At 62.5% G+C, this 19,300-nt stretch carries 17 protein-coding genes and 1 riboswitch; of the genes, 10 read left to right on the top strand and 7 right to left on the bottom strand.

The window, feature by feature from the left end; genetic code table 11:
• Positions 1–17: 17 nt before the first annotated feature.
• From V6B08_RS01240 to V6B08_RS01230, 3 genes are read right to left on the bottom strand one after another with little or no spacing between them, the layout of a single operon-like run.
• Positions 18–680 (bottom strand): hydrolase, encoded by a 663-nt coding sequence (locus V6B08_RS01240; protein ID WP_341977286.1) that lies wholly within the window; start codon positions 678–680, stop codon positions 18–20.
• A gap of 40 nt (positions 681–720) precedes the next feature.
• Positions 721–2,184: a catalase gene (locus tag V6B08_RS01235; protein WP_341977284.1), complete on the bottom strand. Its 1,464-nt coding sequence runs from the start codon at positions 2,182–2,184 to the stop codon at positions 721–723.
• Between the two features lie 26 nt (positions 2,185–2,210).
• Positions 2,211–2,993, bottom strand: a complete 783-nt coding sequence (locus V6B08_RS01230) for a dienelactone hydrolase family protein (RefSeq protein WP_341977282.1) — start codon at positions 2,991–2,993, stop codon at positions 2,211–2,213.
• Positions 2,994–3,260: 267 nt separating this feature from the next.
• Here V6B08_RS01230 and V6B08_RS01225 point away from each other — a divergent pair, with 267 nt between their 5' ends.
• Positions 3,261–4,019, top strand: coding sequence for an ABC transporter ATP-binding protein (locus V6B08_RS01225; RefSeq protein ID WP_341977280.1), 759 nt, complete (start codon positions 3,261–3,263; stop codon positions 4,017–4,019).
• Positions 4,020–4,026: 7 nt separating this feature from the next.
• Entirely contained in the window at positions 4,027–4,746 is a 720-nt protein-coding gene (locus V6B08_RS01220; RefSeq protein ID WP_440588784.1) for an ABC transporter ATP-binding protein, read from the top strand.
• Here V6B08_RS01220 and V6B08_RS01215 read toward each other — a convergent pair.
• The gene (locus tag V6B08_RS01215) at positions 4,735–5,598 is read right to left on the bottom strand and encodes a helix-turn-helix transcriptional regulator (protein ID WP_341977278.1); all 864 of its coding nucleotides are present in this window, start codon (positions 5,596–5,598) and stop codon (positions 4,735–4,737) included. The two genes, V6B08_RS01220 and V6B08_RS01215, sit on opposite strands and share 12 nt — an antisense overlap.
• Before the next feature lie 82 nt (positions 5,599–5,680).
• On the opposite strand from V6B08_RS01215, the gene V6B08_RS01210 reads away from it, so the two are divergent.
• The 7 genes from V6B08_RS01210 to katG all read left to right on the top strand — a co-directional run bounded on the left by V6B08_RS01210 (position 5,681) and on the right by katG (position 13,878).
• Entirely contained in the window at positions 5,681–6,892 is a 1,212-nt protein-coding gene (locus V6B08_RS01210; RefSeq protein ID WP_341977275.1) for an ABC transporter substrate-binding protein, read from the top strand.
• Positions 6,893–6,993: 101 nt separating this feature from the next.
• Positions 6,994–7,884 (top strand): branched-chain amino acid ABC transporter permease, encoded by an 891-nt coding sequence (locus V6B08_RS01205; RefSeq protein WP_341977273.1) that lies wholly within the window; start codon positions 6,994–6,996, stop codon positions 7,882–7,884.
• Positions 7,884–8,894 (top strand): branched-chain amino acid ABC transporter permease, encoded by a 1,011-nt coding sequence (locus V6B08_RS01200; protein WP_341977271.1) that lies wholly within the window; start codon positions 7,884–7,886, stop codon positions 8,892–8,894. Before V6B08_RS01205 ends, V6B08_RS01200 begins: the two co-directional genes overlap by 1 nt.
• The gene (locus tag V6B08_RS01195) at positions 8,881–9,720 is read left to right on the top strand and encodes a phosphoenolpyruvate hydrolase family protein (protein ID WP_341977269.1); all 840 of its coding nucleotides are present in this window, start codon (positions 8,881–8,883) and stop codon (positions 9,718–9,720) included. The genes V6B08_RS01200 and V6B08_RS01195 overlap by 14 nt, the downstream gene beginning before the upstream one ends.
• A 28-nt stretch (positions 9,721–9,748) precedes the next feature.
• On the top strand, positions 9,749–10,189 hold the full coding sequence (locus V6B08_RS01190) for an SRPBCC family protein (protein ID WP_341977267.1): 441 nt from the start codon (positions 9,749–9,751) through the stop codon (positions 10,187–10,189).
• Between the two features lie 16 nt (positions 10,190–10,205).
• Complete coding sequence (locus V6B08_RS01185) at positions 10,206–11,411, top strand: Tm-1-like ATP-binding domain-containing protein (RefSeq protein WP_341977265.1); 1,206 nt, start codon at positions 10,206–10,208, stop codon at positions 11,409–11,411.
• A gap of 292 nt (positions 11,412–11,703) precedes the next feature.
• Positions 11,704–13,878 (top strand): catalase/peroxidase HPI, encoded by a 2,175-nt coding sequence (katG, locus tag V6B08_RS01180; RefSeq protein WP_341977263.1) that lies wholly within the window; start codon positions 11,704–11,706, stop codon positions 13,876–13,878.
• A gap of 74 nt (positions 13,879–13,952) precedes the next feature.
• On the opposite strand, the gene V6B08_RS01175 is transcribed toward katG, so the two are convergent.
• Positions 13,953–15,194 (bottom strand): D-amino acid dehydrogenase, encoded by a 1,242-nt coding sequence (locus V6B08_RS01175; RefSeq protein WP_341977261.1) that lies wholly within the window; start codon positions 15,192–15,194, stop codon positions 13,953–13,955.
• A gap of 182 nt (positions 15,195–15,376) precedes the next feature.
• Positions 15,377–15,473: riboswitch (glycine riboswitch) on the bottom strand.
• A gap of 230 nt (positions 15,474–15,703) precedes the next feature.
• Here V6B08_RS01175 and V6B08_RS01170 point away from each other — a divergent pair.
• Positions 15,704–16,474, top strand: a complete 771-nt coding sequence (locus tag V6B08_RS01170) for a GntR family transcriptional regulator (RefSeq protein WP_341977259.1) — start codon at positions 15,704–15,706, stop codon at positions 16,472–16,474.
• Between the two features lie 48 nt (positions 16,475–16,522).
• Here the strand turns inward: V6B08_RS01170 and V6B08_RS01165 are convergent, their stop codons facing one another.
• Together V6B08_RS01165 and V6B08_RS01160 are read right to left on the bottom strand one after the other, a co-directional pair.
• Positions 16,523–17,902 carry an amidohydrolase family protein gene (locus V6B08_RS01165; RefSeq protein WP_341977257.1) on the bottom strand — a complete coding sequence of 460 codons (1,380 nt, stop codon included), beginning with the start codon at positions 17,900–17,902 and terminating at the stop codon, positions 16,523–16,525.
• A 13-nt stretch (positions 17,903–17,915) separates the two neighbouring features.
• Positions 17,916–19,289, bottom strand: a complete 1,374-nt coding sequence (locus tag V6B08_RS01160) for an amidohydrolase family protein (RefSeq protein WP_341977255.1) — start codon at positions 19,287–19,289, stop codon at positions 17,916–17,918.
• Between the last annotated feature and the right edge of the window lie 11 nt (positions 19,290–19,300).

Below are 19,300 nucleotides of genomic sequence, written 5' to 3'. Positions count from 1 at the left end.
CCCCTCATCATGTCCGTCTATTCGGCCGCTTCGGCAGTGTGTTCACCGAGCACCGCCTTAGCGTAGATGATCCCGAGCCCGTAGGCACCACCATATTTCTTCGCGATGCCGGTGGTCAGGTCATAGGTGGCGAGGCGGCCCCAGTCGCGCTGCAGTTCCAGCAGATACTGCAAGGCCGTCAGCGGCCGGGCGCCGGCCTGCACCATGCGGTCCATGGCGCGCTGGTGGGCTTCCTCGGATACGTCGCCACAGGCATCGGCGATGACATAGGCCTCGAAGCCCTGTTCCAGGGCCGAGAGAACCGGATCGACAATGCAGACCGAGGTCCACAGGCCGCAGAAAACCAGCCGCGACTTGCCGAGGCGGTTGATCGCCTTGATCACCGCCTCGTCCTCCCAGGTATTCATCGTCGTGCGATCGATCATCGCCTGGCCGGGAAAGGCATTGGTGATCTCGCTGAACATCGGGCCGGAGAAGGTCTTCTCAGCGGCGGTGGTCAGGATTATCGGCACCTTGAAGCCCGCCGCCGCATTGGCAACCATGGCGGCGTTGTTGCGCAGGGCAACGATGTCAGCCGACTTGGTGGCGAAGGCCATCTGCGACTGGAAATCGATCATAATGAGAGCGTGGTCGGGCCCGTTGAGCAGAGTTTTCGCGGGCTTGGCGGTGGCGATGATCATGTCGGATATCCTTGAGGTTCGAGGGTAAACCGGTTTGTGCCTATTCGGCGGCGGCAGCGGTGACATTGAGGCCGAGCGCCTTGGCGATGCCGGCGCCATAGGCCGGATCGGCCTTGGTGCAGTTGTCGATGTGGCGCTGCTTGATTTCTGGCGCGGCGTCGCCCATGGCGCGGGCGGTGTTCTCGAACAGCACCTGCTGCTGCGGCGGGGTCATCAACCGGAACAGGTCGCCGGGCTGGCTGAAATAATCCTCATCCTGGCGGTGATCCCAGTGCCAGGCATCGCCAGCGGCCAGCGGTTTTTCGTTCAGCGCCGGCTGGTCCTGCCATTCCTTATAACTGTTCGGCACATAGCCGAGCCGGGCACCCTGGTTGCCGTCGGTGCGCATGGCGCCGTCGCGATGATAGCTGTGGAAGGGGCATTTCGGCGCATTGACCGGGATATGGTTGAAGTTGACGCCAAGCCGGTAGCGCTGCGTGTCGCCATAGGAGAACAGGCGGGCCTGCAGCATCTTGTCCGGCGAGAAGCCGATGCCGGGCACTACATTGGCCGGCGAGAAGGCGGCCTGCTCCACCTCGGCGAAGACATTCTCCGGGTTGCGGTTCAGCTCCAGAACGCCGACCTCGATCAGCGGATAATCCTTGCGCGGCCACACTTTGGTCAGGTCGAAGGGATTGAGGCGGTAACTGCTTGCCTCGGCCTCGGGCATCACCTGCACATAGAGCGTCCAGCGCGGGAAATCGCCGGCTTCGATGCTGCCATAGAGATCGCGCTGATGGCTCTCGCGGTCATTGCCGATCAAGGCCGCTGATTCGGCGTCGGTCAAATTCGCGATGCCCTGATGCGTCTTCAGGGTGAACTTGACCCAGAAGCGTTCATTTTCAGCATTGATGAAGCTGAAGGTGTGGCTGCCGAAGCCGTGCATGTGGCGATAGCTTTTCGGGATGCCGCGGTCGCTCATCACGATGGTCACCTGGTGCAGGGCTTCCGGCAGCAGGGTCCAGAAATCCCAGTTGTTGTTGGCGCTGCGCATGCCGGTGCGCGGGTCGCGCTTCACGGCATGATTGAGGTCCGGAAAGCGCAGCGGGTCGCGCAGGAAGAATACCGGGGTGTTGTTGCCGACCAGGTCCCAGTTGCCTTCCTCGGTGTAGAACTTGACCGCGAAGCCACGGATATCGCGCTCGGCATCGGCGGCGCCGCGTTCGCCGGCCACCGTGGAGAAACGCACGAACAGGTCGGTCTTCTTGCCGATCTCGGAGAAGATCTTGGCCTTGCTGAAGCGGGTGATGTCCTGGGTCACGGTGAAGCTGCCATAGGCACCCGAACCCTTGGCATGCATGCGGCGCTCCGGAATCACCTCGCGGTCGAAATGCGCCAGCTTCTCGATCAGCCAGATATCCTGCAGCAGCGCCGGGCCGCGCGGGCCGGCGGTCATGATGTTGAAATTGTCAGAAACCGGCGCGCCGTTGGCATGAGTCAGATGCGGGGGCTTGGTATTGCTCATGGTGCAGTTCCTTTTTTGCGGGAATGTCAGGTCAGGGTGGCGCGGAAGAAGGCGAGTGTGCGGCTATTCGCCAGTTCCGCATTCTTGTGGTCGTAATGGATGCCGTTGTTGCGGGCGAAGGCGTGGCTCATGCCCGGATAGCTGTGGACTTCGACGCCGTTGCGGCCTTCCAGGCCATGCTGCATCACCGCCTGGGCTTGCTTGGAGACGAATTCATCTTCCTCGGCGATATGCACCAGCAGCGGCTGCTTGATGGTCCCGGCCTCATGGATCAGCTTGTCGATGCCGACGCCGTAATAAGCGACGCTGGCATCGGCATCGGTGCGGGTGGCGGTGAGATAGGCCAGCAGCCCGCCGAGGCAGTAGCCCATGGCGCCGACCTTGCCGGAAGCGCCATCCAGCCCACGCATGAATCGGATGGTGGCGGCAATGTCTTTCACCCCGGCATCGACATCGAAGGCGGTGTAGAGCGCCAGCGCCTTGTTCCAGTCGGCCTCGGTCTTGTCGAACAATTCAACATCCGCTTCCTGCCGCCAGTAGAGATCAGGGCAGATCGCCAGGTAGCCTTGGGCGGCCAGGCCGTCGCAGGTTTTGCGCATGTCGGCGTTGACGCCGAAAATCTCCTGGATCACCACGATGGCCGGCGCCTTCATGGCTTTCGGCCGTGCCAGATAGGCAGAGAAGCTGCCATCCGGTGTCGCGATGGTGACGCGTTCGCCCTGTGATGATGTTGAGGAAGCGTCATTAGCAGCGATGCTGCGCATGCCATTGTCCGGGCTGGTCGTTGCGGGCTTGCTGCTTAATGCCATCTGGCTGCTCCGTTTGTTTTCTCACCGCCCTGGTGCGGTTTGCTTTGATGGAGTCAGGATGCAGGGAGGCGGCGCCGCGCGAAACCAGACGAAGGGCTTTCGACCTCATATCTAGGTATGGTTTCTCTGGCTGGGTGCCGGTCAGGCTGGGCGCGTACAGAGCTGCGTCAGAAAAAATCTGTTGGCATCGGCGTGCGGAAGCGTCTAAATCACCGGCCTATTGCCCGACCAGTCCCGCGAGAGGACCGGCGCATCAGGAGGAACATTGTGGCAGAGCATGTGCTGGAGGCCGAAGGCCTCTCCAAGCAATTCGGCGGCTTCAAGGCGGTATCGAATGTCAATCTGGCGGTGAAGCGCGGTTCGATCCACGCGCTGATCGGTCCCAACGGCGCCGGCAAGACCACCTGCTTCAACCTGATGACCAAGTTCATGGAGCCGAGTGGCGGCAGCATCCGTTTCAATGGCCGTGACATCACGCGCCTGGGTGCCGATGCCGTGGCACGGCTCGGCCTGGTGCGTTCGTTCCAGATATCCGCCGTATTCGCCAACCTCACTGTGCTGGAGAATGTGCGCCTGGCGGTGCAGCGCCGGCGCGGCGGCTCCTATGATTTCTGGCGCAGCAAGGCGGTATTGCGCGACCTAGAGCCACGCGCGCTGGAACTGGTGGAGGCGGTTGGCCTCGAAGATTACGCCGACGCCCCTGCCGCCGATCTCTCCTATGGCCGCAAGCGCGCCCTGGAACTGGCCACCACCCTGGCGCTGGAACCAGAAGTGATGCTGCTGGACGAGCCGATGGCCGGCATGGGGCATGAGGATATCAGCCGCATCACGGCGCTGATCCGCAAGGTGGCGCAGGGCCGCACGGTGCTGATGGTCGAGCATAATCTCGGCGTTGTTGCCGATCTCTGCGACCGCATCACGGTGCTGACGCGCGGCGAAATCCTTGCCGAGGGCGATTACGACATGGTTTCGAGGGATGCCCGCGTGATCGAGGCCTATATCGGCGGCGCAGCCGGTCATGCGTGAGGCTGGCATGCGTGAGGGCGGTATGGTTGATGCGATGCTGGAAATCCGCGATCTGCATGCCTGGTATGGCCAGAGCCATATCCTGCACGGGGTCGACCTCGAGGTACGGCGGGGAGAATTGGTGACGCTGCTGGGCCGCAATGGCGCCGGCAAGTCGACGACGCTCAAGGCGATCATGGGGACTGTGCCGCTGCGCGCCGGCTCGATCCGCTTCGAGGGTGCTGAAACCATTGCCCTGCCGCCGCATGAAATAGCACGCCGCGGCATTGCCTTCTGCCCGGAAGACCGCGGCATTTATGCCACGCTGAATGTGCAGGAAAATCTGCTGCTGCCGCCTATGGTGCGGCCGGGCGGCATGAGCGCTGAAGCTGTGCTCGACCTGTTCCCCAATCTGCGCGAACGGCTGAAAAGCCCTGGGATGAAACTCTCCGGCGGCGAGCAGCAGATGCTGGCCATTGGCCGCATCCTGCGCACCGGTGCGCCATTACTGCTGCTGGACGAGCCGACCGAGGGCCTGGCGCCGGTGGTGGTGGAGCAGATTGGCCGGGTGATCCGGCGGCTGAAAGAGGATGGCTTCACCATCCTGATGGTGGAGCAGAATGTCCGTTTCGCTGCCACAGTGGCCGACCGCCATTACGTGATGGAAGGCGGCCGCATCGTCGATGCCCTGGACAATGCCGCGATGGGTGGCGATTTCGAGCGCGTGGTTGGCCTGCTAGGCGTCTAGCTCGCGGCTGCCGGCCTGGCGCCGGTTGCGGAAATGCGACGGTCGGAAGCCGGTCATGCGCTTGAATGTGTTGGAGAAGGCGAAGGGATTCTGGTAGCCGACCTGCAGCGCGATATCCTCGATCTTCGCCGCCGTGGTCGCCAGTCGGTGCGCGGCATGCTGGATGCGCAGGTAGGTGAGCTGCTGCATCGGGCTGCGGCCGAGGCTGGACTGGCACAGCCGGCGCAGATGCTCGCCGCTGATATTCGCCAGTTTTGCCAGGCGTTCCACGGTCCAAGGCTTGCCGAGATCGCCGCTGACTTTCTCCCACAGGGCGCGCAGCCGGTCTTCGCGCTGCAGTGGCTCGGCAAAGCGGCTGATGTAATGCTCGATCAGGTCGATCCACAGCATCGCCGAGCCGGAATCCGCCGGTCCCTGCACCTCCTTGTAAAGCCCCAGAATGGCATGCTGCAGCGCCTCGGCATCGAATTGCGCCATCACCGGCGCCATGAAGCCGATGGCCGAGCGCGGCGATTGCGGCATGTAGCGCACCCAGCAATATTGCCAGCGTTTCGACGGAATGGCGTGGAACGCGTGCAGCACATGAGCGGGGGCCAGAGATACCATGCCGGCGCGGTGTGGCCGCCAGCGCCCATCCAGCAGGATGCGGCCCTCGCCGCCCAGGCTGGCATGCACATAAGTACCGCTGAGATGTGTGCGGACGATCCGGTAGGGCACCGCAGCATCACCCACGCCAACATGGGAAATCTGCCGCGTGGCCAGTGCACTGCACTCTTCCGCGCGCACGATGAGCTGATGCGTGTTGCGGCCGACAATGTGTGTTTCAGATAGGTTTTCGTGTAAACCAGCCATGTAAAACCCTTAATGGCATCAGGTAGAGTGGAAAACAATAATAACCGGGAAACAGTAAACCAGTAAACTTGGGAGGAAAATAATGCGAAACAGTCTGCGACTGGCGGTGGCGGCTGCCTCCGTTCTGGCCCTCGGCAGCGGTGCTGCCACGGCCCAGATCTCCGATGATGTGGTGCGCATTGGCGTGCTCGCCGATATGTCCGGCATCTACAACGATCTTTCCGGCAAAGGCGCCGTCGAGGCGGTGAAGATGGCGGCCGAGGATTTCGGCGGTACCGTGCTGGGCAAGAAGATCGATGTGATCTTCGCCGACCACCTGAACAAGCCCGATGTCGGCGCCGCCAAGGCGCGCGAATGGTTCGATACCGGAGGTGTCGACCTGATCAACGATCTGGCCAATTCCGGCGTTGCCCGCGCGGTGGCCGCCGTGGCCAAGGAGAAGAAGCGCCATATCATCGTCAACGGCGCCTCCAACATGGGCATCACGAACGAGCTTTGCTCACCCTATGCCATCCACTATGCCTATGACGCCTATTCGCTGGCCCATGGCACCGGCAAGACCGTGGTGGAGCAGGGCGGCAAGAGCTGGTTCTTCCTCACCGTCGATTTCGCCTTCGGTATCGGCCTGGAGCAGCAGGTGTCGGATGTGGTGCGCAACAACAAGGGCCGCGTCGTCGGCGCCGCTCGCCACCCGCTCGCCACCACCGATTTCTCGTCCTACATCCTGCAGGCGCAGGCGTCCAAGGCGGAAATCATCGGTGTTGCCTCCACCGGCGCCGACGCGGTGAACGCGATCAAGGCGGCGGCGGAATTCGGCGCCACCAAGAACCAGAAGCTGGCGGCCCTGCTGCTGTGGATCGAGGACGTGCATTCGCTCGGGCTGCAGACCGCGCAAGGGTTGCTGCTGACCAATGCCTGGTACTGGGACATGAACGACGACACGCGCAAATTCGCCAAGCGGTTTTACGACCGGGTTGGCAAGATGCCGAACATGGCCCAGGCAGCGGATTATTCCTCCACCATGTTCTTCCTGAACGCTGTGAAGGAAGCCGGCACCGACAATCCCGACAAGGTTTCGGCCAAGATGCGCGAGATGACGGTGAGCGACATGTTCACCAAGCAGGGCAAGGTGCGTGTCGATGGCCGCTTCATGCATGATATGTATCTCTGGCAGGTGAAGACCCCGGCGGAATCCAAGGCGCCGTGGGATTACCTGAAGCCGGTGGCGACGATCCCGGCGGAGCAGGCTTTCCAGCCGCTCGCCGATAGCAAGTGCGACCTGGTGAAGAAGTAACAACGCTTACCCGCCGGGCCGGCTGCCTTGTCCCGGGTGGCCGGCCCGGATCGCGTTTCGTAGCCGTATCCCTGTGCCCGTAGCGGAGTCTCAAGCGGCGGATGGACATCTTCGGTATCCCGCACCAAGCCTTTCTCGGCCAGATCATGCTCGGTCTGGTCAATGGTGCCTTCTATGCCGTGCTCAGCTTAGGCCTAGCCATTATCTTCGGCCTGCTGCGCATCGTGAATTTCGCCCATGGCGCCTTCTTCATGGTTGGCGCTTTCGTGGCCTTTCTGATCGGCCGTCATTTCGGTGTCGGCTATTGGTGGGCGATGGTCCTGGTGCCGATTGCCGTCGGCATCATCGGAATCTTGTTCGAGCGCCTAGCGCTCCGCCGCATCTATCGCCTCGATCCGCTTTACGGCCTGCTGCTCACTTTCGGCATGGTGCTGGTGCTGGAAGGCGGCTTCCGCGTTGCCATGGGTTCCTCCGGCCATCCCTTCGCCACGCCGGCCGAACTGCGCGGTGCCTGGAATCTCGGCTTCATGATGCTGCCAGTCTATCGCGGGTTCGTCATCCTGGTGGCTGTGGTGGTCTGCGCCGGCACCTGGATCGTGATCGAGAAGACGCGCATGGGCGCCTATCTCCGTGCCGCCACCGAGCGGCCGGAACTGACCCAGGCCTTCGGCATCAATGTGCCGCTGCTGCTGACCCTGACCTACGGCGCCGGCGTGGCTTTGGCCGGCTTTGCCGGTGTGCTGGCGGCGCCGATCCAGCATGTCAATCCATCCATGGGTTCCGACCTGGTGATCATCGTTTTCGCCATCGTGGTGATCGGCGGCCTTGGCTCCGTGGTCGGTTCGGCGATCACCGGGCTGGGCCTCGGTGTCGTCGAGGGCCTGACCAAGGTGTATTACTCGGAAGCCTCCACCACGGTGGTGTTCCTGGTCATGGCGCTGGTGCTGCTGTTGCGTCCGGCCGGCCTGTTCGGACGCGAGGGGGCGGCGTGATGGCGGCCCTGCTTTATTCGCCCATGCTCCGGCGCGGCCTGCTGCTTCTGCTGCTGGCGCTGCTGCTGATCGTGCCGTTCGTGCCGAAGCTGATCTATCCGATCTTCCTGATGAAGGTGATGTGCTTCGCGCTGTTCGCCTGCGCCTTCAACCTGCTGCTCGGCCATACCGGCATCGTCTCGTTCGGTCATGCCGCTTTCTTCGGCGGCTCGGCCTATATCACCGGCTATGTGCTGCGCGATCTCGGCCTGACACCGGAAATCGCCGTCATCGCCGGTGTGCTGTTCTCGGCCGGGCTTGGCGCTGCCATCGGCGCGCTGGCGATCCGCCGCCAGGGCATCTATCTGGCCATGATCACCCTGGCCCTGGCACAGATGGTGTATTTCACCTTCCTGCAGGCGCCTTTCACGGGGGCCGAGGATGGCATGCAGCCGATTCCACGCGGCAAGCTGCTGGGCCTGATTGATCTCAACAACGACACCAGCCTGTATTTCGTGGTGCTGGCCTGCACCATTGGCGGTTTCTGGCTGGTGCACCGCATCGTGCAGTCGCCGTTCGGAGAAGTGCTGCGGGCGATCCGCGAGCACGAGCCGCGTGCCCGCTCGCTCGGCTATGCCGTCGAACGCTACAAGATCATGGCCTTCGCGCTCTCCGCTGGCCTTTCGGGTCTTGCCGGCTCGCTGAAATGCATTGTCTTCCGCCTGGCGTCGCTGAGCGACGTACATTGGCATATGTCCGGCGATGTCATCCTGATGACCCTGCTCGGCGGCATGAATTCGATTTTCGGTCCGGCCATCGGCGCGGTAATGATTTCCGCGCTGCGCCATTATTTCGATGCGCTTGGCGCCTGGGTCACGGTGGCCGTCGGCCTGATCTTCATTGCCTGCGTGCTCACCTTCCGCCGCGGCGTGCTCGGCGAACTCAATCACCTGCTGCAGCTCAAGCTGCCGGCTGTTTCTCCTGCTCAAGCTGTTATCCCTGCCAAGGAAGAAAAAAATGCCCAGATTTGAACGCGCTGCCATTCTCGAACGCTTCCAGGCCATGATCGCCCGTGGCGAGCCGATCATTGGCGGTGGCGCCGGCACCGGCATTTCGGCGAAGTGCGAGGAAGCCGGCGGCATCGACCTGATCATCGTCTACAATTCCGGCCGCTATCGCATGGCGGGCCGTGCTTCCTCTGCCGGCCTGCTCGCCTATGGCAATGCCAACGACATCGTGGTCGAGATGGCAGGCGAGATCCTGCCGGTCTGCAAGAAGACGCCGGTGATCGCCGGCGTGAATGGCACCGATCCCTTCGTGATCATGCCGGTGTTTCTGAAGCAGCTTAAGGAACTGGGTTTCTCCGGCGTGCAGAATTTCCCCACTGTAGGGATTATCGACGGCACTTTCCGCATCAGCCTGGAAGAAACCGGCATCAATTATGCCAGCGAGATCGACATGATCCGCCAGGCGCATGAACTGGACCTGCTGACCACGCCTTATGTCTTTTCCGTCGATGAAGCCGTGGAAATGGCCAAGGCAGGTGCCGATATCATCGTGCCGCATATGGGCGTCACTACCGGTGGCAGCATCGGTGCCACCACCGCCAAGAGCTTGGCCGAGTCGGTGAAGCTGATCGATGACTGGGCGGAAGCGGCGCGGCGCGTGCGCAAGGATGTCATCATCATCGCCCATGGCGGGCCGATTTCCTCGCCCGAGGATGTCGACTTCGTGCTGCGGAACAGCCACCATTGCAACGGCTTCTACGGTGCCAGCAGTGTCGAGCGGTTGCCGGTGGAAATCGCGATTACCAATCATATAAAAGGCTTCAAAAGCCTGAAGGCCCGCAAGCAATAGGCCGGAAGCAATAGGGAGGAACACGAATATGGCACGAGTCTATATAAGCGCCGTGATGGATATTCCGCTGGAACAGGCCTGGGGTGTGCTGCGCGATTTCAATGCATTGCCGGTCTATCACCCGTTCTTCTCCAAGAGCGAGATCGAAGGCGGCCTGCCATCCGACCAGATTGGTTGCGTCCGCAGCTTCCACACCCATGAGGGTGGCCATATCCGCGAAGAATTGCTCACGCTCTCCGACCGTGAACATGTCTGCTGCTACCGTATCCTCGAAGCGACGCTGCCGGTGCAGAATTATGTCGCTGAGATGCGGCTCAGGACCATTACCGAAGGCAACAAGACCTTTGGCGAATGGTGGGCGGAATATGATGTGGCGCCGGCTGATGCCGCCCAGGTGTTCCAGACGGTGAGCGACACTTTCCGCTTCGCCTTCGAGGGCGCGGTGAAAGTGGCGCGGCAGAAGAAGTAGGGCAGGGCGCCGCGCCATGGCCGGCACCGCCTATGTCGTCGGCACCTTCGACACCAAGGCCGAGGAACTGCGCTATGTGGCGCAGTTGCTGGGCCAAGCCGGACTGCGCGCCGTCACGGTCGATGTCGGCACGCGGTCGCCGTCGGCTGATGCGGATTTCCCGGCTGAAGCCATAGCCGAGTATCATGCCGAGGGCCGTGGCGCGGTGTTTCAGGCGGGTGATCGCGGCAGGGCGGTGACGGCGATGACCGAGGCACTGCAGCGCTTCATCGCCACGCGCACCGATATTGGCGGCATCATCGGGCTCGGCGGTTCAGGCGGCACTTCGATCATCGCACCGGCGATGCGCAGCCTGCCCATCGGCCTACCCAAGTTGATGGTATCGACTTTGGCTGCGGGCGATGTCGCGCCCTTCGTCGGCGTGCATGACATCACGATGATGTATCCGGTAACGGATATTGCCGGATTGAACCGCCTCTCGCGGGTGATCCTGGCCAATGCCGCGCATGCGCTGGCCGGGATGATGAGCCGTGCCGTGCCGCCGTCGAGCGATACGCGCCCGGCACTGGGCTTGAGCATGTTCGGCGTCACCACGCCGTGTATCCAGCAACTCACCGCGCGGCTTGGCGGCGATTATGAATGCCAGGTCTTTCATGCCAATGGGCCAGGCGGGCGCTCGCTGGAGGCGATTGCCGGCGCCGGCCTGCTGCAAGGCATGGTGGATCTCACCACCACGGAAGCGGCGGATCATCTGCTCGGCGGTGTCTGTACTGCCGGGCCGGAACGCTTCGACGTGGTGGCTAAAACCGGAATTCCCTGGATCGGTTCCTGTGGCGCGCTCGACATGGTGAATTTCTGGGCGCCGAATACCGTACCGGCGTCATACAAGGGGCGGCTGTTCCACGCGCATAATGCCAATGTGACGCTGATGCGCACCACGGCAGACGAGCTTGAGAGGATCGCCGGCTGGATTGCCGCCAAGCTGAACGCCTCGGCCGGGCCGGTGCGGTTGCTGCTGCCGGAGGGCGGTGTGTCGGCACTGGATGCGCCGGGGCAGAAATTTCACGATCCCGCCGCCAATGCCGCTCTGTTCGCCGCCTTCGAGCGGCATTTCACCGCCAGTGACACGCATCACCTGATCCGCGTGCCACATCACATCAATGATGCCGCCTTCGTTGACGTGGCCGAGCGCCATGTGCGCGAGTTGATCCCGGCCAACTGAGGGCCATCACTGTTCCGCTTCTGGAAAAGCAGACCAGGCCTGTGCGTTTCGTCATGTGCAATACGCCGTGAGGCGGTACAGTGAAAGCAGCCGGTATTTTCCGGCCTGTTTGCCCACCGGTCTTCCTGATCCGCGGCCATTCGTGGCAATTCATCCGAAATATTTCTCTATTTTCCGGCGTTTCTTTAATCGGGATCGGGAGATTTCAGGTGTCTGGGCTTGACCTATTTTAGAATAATTCTAATCTTAGTTCCCGAGCAGTGAAGTCATCCAGATCAGCAGGGAGGAAGCTATGACAGCCGAAGCAAAATGCCCGTTCCACCACACGGCCGGCGGCGGCACGTCGAACCGGGATTGGTGGCCGAACCAATTGAAGCTGGAGCTGCTGCACCAGCATTCCTCGAAATCCGATCCCATGGGGCCGGGATTCGATTATGCCGAGGAATTCAAGAAACTCGACTATGCCGCCCTGAAGCAGGACCTGCGCGCCCTGATGACTCAGTCGCAGGATTGGTGGCCGGCCGATTTCGGGCATTACGGCCCGCTGTTCATCCGCATGGCCTGGCATAGCGCCGGCACCTACCGCACCGGCGATGGCCGGGGTGGCGGTGGCCGTGGGCAGCAGCGTTTCGCGCCGCTGAATAGCTGGCCGGACAATGTCAGCCTCGACAAGGCGCGGCGCCTGCTGTGGCCGATCAAGCAGAAATACGGCCGCCGGATTTCCTGGGCCGACCTGATGATCCTGGCCGGCAACGTGGCGCTGGAAAGCATGGGCTTCAAGACTTTCGGCTTCGGCGGCGGCCGCGCCGATGTGTGGGAGCCGGATCAGGACGTCTACTGGGGCCGCGAGAGCAAGTGGCTCGATGACAAGCGCTATAGCGGCGACCGCGAGCTGGAGAATCCGCTCGCTGCGGTGCAGATGGGCCTGATCTATGTGAATCCGGAAGGCCCGAACGGCAATCCGGATCCGCTTGCGGCGGCCAAGGATATCCGCGAGACCTTCGCCCGCATGGCGATGGATGACGAAGAGACCGTGGCGCTGATTGCTGGCGGTCACACCTTCGGCAAGACCCATGGTGCTGGCCCGGCCACCCATGTCGGTGCCGATCCCGAAGCGGCTGCCATCGAGGATCAGGGCTTTGGCTGGAAGAGCAGCTTCGGCAGTGGCAAGGGCGGTGACACCATCACCAGCGGTCTGGAAGTGACCTGGACCACCACGCCGACCAAGTGGAGCGGCAACTTCTTCTGGAACCTGTTCGGTTATGAATGGGAATTGACCAAGAGCCCGGCCGGTGCGCATCAGTGGAAGCCGAAGCATGGCGCCGGTGCCAATACCGTGCCCGATGCCCATGATCCGTCGAAGCGCCATGCGCCGTCGATGCTGACCACCGACCTGGCGCTGCGCTTCGATCCGGCCTATGAGAAGATTTCGCGCCGCTTCATGGAAAACCCCGACCAGTTCGCCGATGCCTTCGCGCGGGCCTGGTTCAAGCTGACGCACCGCGATATGGGGCCGCGCGCCCGGTATCTCGGGCCGGAAGTGCCTGCTGAGGCGTTGCTGTGGCAGGACCCGATCCCGGCTGTGGATCACAAGCTGATCGACGATGCGGATGTCGCTGCACTCAAGGCCAAGATCCTGTCGGCCGGGCTTTCGGTCTCCGAATTGGTGTCGACGGCGTGGGCGTCCGCTTCCACTTTCCGTGGCTCAGACAAGCGCGGTGGCGCCAATGGTGCGCGTATCCGCCTGGCGCCGCAGAAGGATTGGGCGGTGAACGAGCCGGCTCAGCTCGCCAAGATGCTGAAGGCGCTGGAAGCGATCCAGGGCAGTTTCAACGCGGCGCAGAGCGGCGGCAAGAAGGTGTCGCTGGCCGACCTGATCGTGCTGGCCGGTAATGCCGGCATCGAACAGGCGGCTAAGGCCGCCGGCGTCGCGGTGACGGTGCCGTTCGCGCCGGGCCGCATGGATGCCTCGGCGGAGCAGACCGACGTTGAATCTTTCGCGGTGCTGGAGCCGATTGCCGATGGCTTCCGCAATTACCTCAAGGGCAAGTACAGCGTCTCCGCCGAGGAGTTGCTGATCGACAAGGCGCAGTTGCTCACCCTGACGGCGCCGGAGATGACGGTGCTGCTTGGCGGTATGCGGGTGCTGAACACCAATACGGGCAAGAGCCAGCATGGTGTCTTTACCAAGAAGCCGGAAGCCTTGAGCAACGACTTCTTCGTCAACCTGCTCGACATGGCGACCGAATGGAAGCCGGCGGGCGACAATGTGTATGAAGGCCGCGACCGCAAGAGCGGCGAGGTGAAATGGACCGCCACCCGCGCCGATCTGGTGTTCGGCTCCAACTCGCAACTCCGCGCCATCGCCGAAGTCTATGGCAGCGCCGATGCACAGGAGAAGTTCGTGCGCGATTTCGTTGCCGCCTGGACCAAGGTGATGAATCTCGACCGCTTCGATCTCGCTTGATCGCGTGGAGCAGCGGAACGCCGTCGGATCATTTCGATCCGGCGGCGTTTTGCTGTTCAAAGCTAGTTACTGTTTCAGAGTCTGGCGCCGGCGATGCTGGCGGCAACAGCTTCGGCGGTACCTGCCGATAGGGTCCAGCCGAGGTGGCCGTGGCCTGTATTGTAGAATACCCGCGGGCGGCGGCCCGGACCGACCTTCGGCAGCATGCTCGGTGTCATCGGCCGCAAGCCCGCCCAGGGAATCACGCGGTCTGTCGCCACACTGGGAAACAGCGTGCGCACCCAGTTGGTCAGCGGCAGGATGCGGTCGTTGCGGATATTGTAGTTCTCGCCGTTGAACTCCGCCGTGCCGGCAACGCGAAGGCGGCCCGGCCCCAATCGGCTGGTGACGATCTTGGCGGCATCATCGAGCAGGCTGACATAGGGTGCTGCCGCACGGCTCTTTTCATCTTCCAGCGGCACCGTGATGGAATAGCCCTTTACCGGATAGATGTTGATGCGGTCGCCCAGCATGGCGGCGAAGGCGCGGCTGGCGACGCCGGCGCAGATCACCAGGCCATCGAAGCTGGAGGATTCCACCGGACCGGTCCGCGCCGCCTCGTCGCCAGCCGGGCGCCAGGTGACAAGCGCATGCTCGTTCTGCGCAGCCAGCGACAACACCTCGGCATCCTGCACGAAACAGACACCTCGTCGTGCCGCCGCATCCGCCAGGCCACGGGTGTATTTGTGAATGTCGCCGGTGGAATCGGAGGCCGTGTAGAAGCCGCCCAGGCAGTCGATGGCGATGGCCGGTTCGATGCGGCGGATATCGGCGCGCGAAACTTCCACCCGCTCCAGGCCGCCACGCGTCAGATGAGCGTTCACCCGCCGTGCTGCCGCCAGGTCGGCTTCGCGGCGATAGACATGCAGAATGCCCTTGGGCTGCCAGTCGAAATCGATCTTCTCGGTTTCCGCCCAGGCCAGCAGATGCTGCCGTGCGGCAATCGCCAGGCGGGTGGTCTCCACCGTGTTCAGGCCATATTTCGGAATATTGGCGATGAATTCGGCAAACCAGGAAAGCTTGTGCCAGGTCGGCAACGGGTTGAGCAGAAATGGCGCCTCGGGCCGGAACATCCATTTCAGGCCCTTCAGCACCGTCCCCCAGCTATTCCAGACTTCCGCATTGCTGGCGGATAGCTGACCGCCATTGGCATAGGAGGTGGCCATCGCCGGATAGCGGTGGCGGTCGAACACGGTGACATCATAGCCGCGCAGGCTCAGCGCATAGGCGGTGGTAACGCCGGTGATACCGGCGCCGATTACGGCGATCTTGGTCATGTTTAAAGGCTCTCCAAAGCAACAGGGGTTGAACCGCCCACGATCAGCCTTGCATGGCGCATGCCATGCACGATTTCGCGCAAACGGCCCCCTCTGTCGCTGTACCTGAGAGCTTACCCAGCGGACGTACCGCCAAGCTTCCCCTTCGGTGGGCGCACTTAAGCGCCTCTCTCCAGATGTCAAAGAACGGCGCGGTCCTGGTGCCTGAGAGTTTCCGGGGCGTTGCTCCGTCGGCGGTGAACGGAGAAGCCTCCGTCCACGCTCTCCCGCGTCATTCGGTAACACGGCTACCTTAAGCAGCAGAGCCTAGCTTGGCAAGTCGGGCTGGCTGCGCGGTTCAAAGCCCTGTTGCTGAATGGCCATAATGAATACATTTTGCATTAATCGGCGTAGAATATAATACAATCATCCAAGCCATCGGTTAGAATGCATTGCCGGTGGCGTTGAACGGCGGGTTGGCGCATGAAAAAGCGCCGTTTGTATACGTTTCGGCAGTTTATACGTTTCGGATGGAGGCAGTTCTGGGCGCGAGGCTTGAAGCTAATGACGGGCCACGGTCGCAAACCGTAACCGACCTGTTGCGCGCGGCCCTGCTTGATGGCCGTATCGCGCCGGATTCCCGGCTGTTTGAACTCGATCTTTGCCGCCAGTTCAAAGTCTCGCGCACGCCGATCCGTGCCGCGTTGCAGACCCTGGCCGGCGAGGGGTTGCTGGATTACACGCCGAACCGTGGTTACTCGGTGCGTGCCTACACCCTGTCTGAAATCACCGACACCTACGAAATGCGCGCCCTGGCGGAAGGCCTGGCGGCGCGGCTGGCCGCCGAGCGCGGCCTGACCCAGGCGCAGCAGGTTGAGATCGAACAGGCCCTGGCCCTGGTCGATAACGCACTGAACCGCCACGGCGTCGACGTGCAGACGCTGCGCTCGGTCTATACCGAGGCGAACCGGCGTTTCCATCGCGTCATCCATGAAGCGGCGAATTCCCGCGTGGTGGTGGATGTGGTGCGGCTGTTCCAGCGGGTACCACATACCTCGGCGCATAACGTGGTGGGTTTCGGCCTCGAGCGGGTACGCATGCGCCATATGGATCATCATGCCATCTTCGAGGCGATCCTCTGCCGCGAGCCGAAGAAGGCGGAAGAGCTGATGCGCACCCATATCATGACGGTGAAGAACACCGCCGCGCGCGCCCTGGCACAACGCAATATTATCGAGGAACTGCCGGCGGAGCCGCAGAAGCGCCGCCGCGCGCCGCGCGCCAAGGCCGCTGCCGTCTAACTGGGCCGTCTAACGGGGCTGCCTAACTCGTCTACTTAACTCGCCCACCTAACTTGCTCTGGCCACCTTGTAATTCGCTTCGTTCATCAGCCGCGTGACGGAGGCGGAGAGTTCACTCATGCGCTGGCGCAGCAGCCCGGGCGGGAAGCGCAGCTTGCCGCCGCGCTTCAGGATGGCGCCATCCACGATCACGGTATCGACATTGCCGGCATTGGCCTGTTCGACGATGCTGTAAACCGGGTCATGCACCGGAAAGAGATTGAGGTCGTTGGCACGCAGCATCACGATATCGGCCTTCTTGCCGGGCGTGAGCGAGCCGGTCACCTGTTCCAGACCCATGGCGCGGGCGCCGCCGATGGTGGCCCATTCCAGGGCTTCCATGCTGCGGATCGGCACGCGCTCGAAGGGCTTGGCGCCTTCGTATTCGTTGTTGCGCTGGGCGATGGACAAGGCGTGCAGCAGCGCGATCTGCATTTCGCGGAACATTTCGCCCGAAACGCGCGGCTCGACATCGACACCAAGCGAGGGCAGCGCACCGAGCGCGCGCAGCCGGCCCGGCAGCGGATCGGCGGCATAGCCGCGCAATTCGGTCTGCACCGTCGCGGTGAAGGAAACGCCGCAATCCACCAGCAGCTTCAGTTCCTCGTCATCGAGATAGTTGCCATGCACGATATTATGGTGCGGGCCGAGATAGCCGGCCTTGGCCAGCCGGATATAGCCATCGGGCACGACACAGAATTTCTTGCGCTTGGTGGCATGCGAGGAGGAGAGCAGGCCGTATTCCTTGGCCAGTTCCAGGTTCGATATGGCGGTATCGTAATCGCCCCAATGCGGGCCCGAGATTGCCAGCGCCATGGTGACGCGCTGCTCGTTGCTGGCCATGCGGCCGCGGCGTAGATGGTCGATGCGCTGGCGCGGATGCGGCCGCTTCTCGAACGGGTTCTTGGCTTCTTCCTCAGGCCGCAGCTTGCCATTGCCGAGCCCGAACAGGGCGCGGATACCGCTTTCCTCCAGGGCATCGATGGAGCGTTCGGCCTGCTCCAGCGAGGTGATGTTGTGGCAATAGTCGAACAGCGAGGTGACGCCGCAATTGATCTGGTTCAGCGCGCCGATCAGGTTGCCGAGGTAGTTATCCTCCGGCCCATACAGCGTCGCCATGTTGCCGTGCAGATACTTGAAGTAATCGAGATGCACCCATTCGCAGCCAATGGCCCGCAGGCCGGATTGCCAGGTATGCATATGGGCGTTGATCAGGCCCGGCATCACGATCATGTCGCTGGCGTCGATCACCACATCGGCCTGGGTATTGAGCGGCTTGCCGATGGCCTTGATGCGATCATCCTCGATCAGCAATTCCGCATCGGTGAGCACGCCGATGGATGGATCCACCGAAACCAGCCAGCCACATTTGATCAGGGTGCGGGTCATGCCGGGTCTCGCTCTAGGCCGCTTTCAGGGTGAACTTGGCTTCGCGCATGATGCGTTCGGCGGAAGCCAGCAGCTCGGTCTTCTTGCGCCGCAGGGCTTCGGCGCCATAGACGAGCTGGCCGCCCTGCTTGCGGATCACGCCATCGATGATCACGGTATCGACATTGCCGGCATGGGCCTGCTCGACGATGGAAAATACCGGGTCATGCACCGGGAACAGGTTCAAATCGGTGGCGCGCAGCATCACCACGTCGGCCTTCTTGCCCGGGGTGAGCGAACCGATCTTGTCTTCCAGCATCAGCGCGCGGGCACCGCCGATGGTGGCCCATTCCAGTGCCTCGCGCGAGCGCACCGGGATCACCTGCGACGGCGGCTTGCCGGCGGCGGCATAGGCGCGATGCTCCGCATTGCGCAGGTAAAGCAGGGCTGCCTGCATTTCGCGGAAGAATTCCGCGGTGACGATCGGCTCCACGTCGATGCCGAGCGAGGGCATGCCGCCCATGGCGCGCACGCGGCCGGTCAGCGGATCGGCGGCATGGCCATGCAGTTCCACCAGCACCGTCGCGGTGATCGAGGCGCCGCAATCGATCACGGCCTTGAGTTCATCATCCTCGAAATAATTGGCATGCACGATATTGTGGTCCGGCCCCAGCAGGCCGGCCTTGGCCAATTGCAGATAGCCTTTCGGCGTCACGCAATCGGCATGGCGGCGGGTGGCATGCGAGCTTGCCAGCAGGCCGAATTCCTTGGCCAGCCGTACATCCTGTTCCACCACTTCCGCCACCGAGTAATGCGGCCCCAGGATCGCCATTGCCATGGTGATGCGGGCGTCGTCGCTTGAAAGCCGGCCTTCGCGCAGGGCTTTCACGCGGTCGCGCGGATGCGCGATATGGGTATAGGGCAGGCCGCCCGGCGGCGTCGGCGGCTTGGCGGTGCCATGGGCGAACACGGCGCGCAATCCAGTCTCTTCCAGGCCGTCGATGGAGCGTTCGGCATGTTCCAGCGAGGTCAGGTTATGGCACCAGTCGAGCACGGTGGTAACGCCGCCATCGATCTGGGTCAGGCTGCCCACCACATTGGCGACATAGTTGTCGTCCGGCTTGTAGCGGGTGGCGATGTTGCCATGCATGTTGCCGTGATAGTCGGCGCTCATCCACTCCGAACCGATGCCGCGCATGCCGCATTGCCAGACATGGATATGGGCGTTGACCAGACCGGGCATCACGATCATGTCGCTGGCTTCGATCACCGCATCCACCTGGGCATTCAGGTTCTTGCCCACGGCGACGATCTTGTCGCCCTCCAGCAGCAATTCGGCATCAACCAGATCGCCGATCTTGGGGTCGCAGCTCACCAGCCAACCGCATTTCACCAGGGTGCGCTTCATCTCGAACCTGC

Source organism: Ferrovibrio sp. MS7, from assembly GCF_038404985.1.
Lineage (GTDB): Bacteria > Pseudomonadota > Alphaproteobacteria > Ferrovibrionales > Ferrovibrionaceae > Ferrovibrio > Ferrovibrio plantarum.
This window is presented reverse-complemented; position numbering and strand designations above follow the sequence as displayed.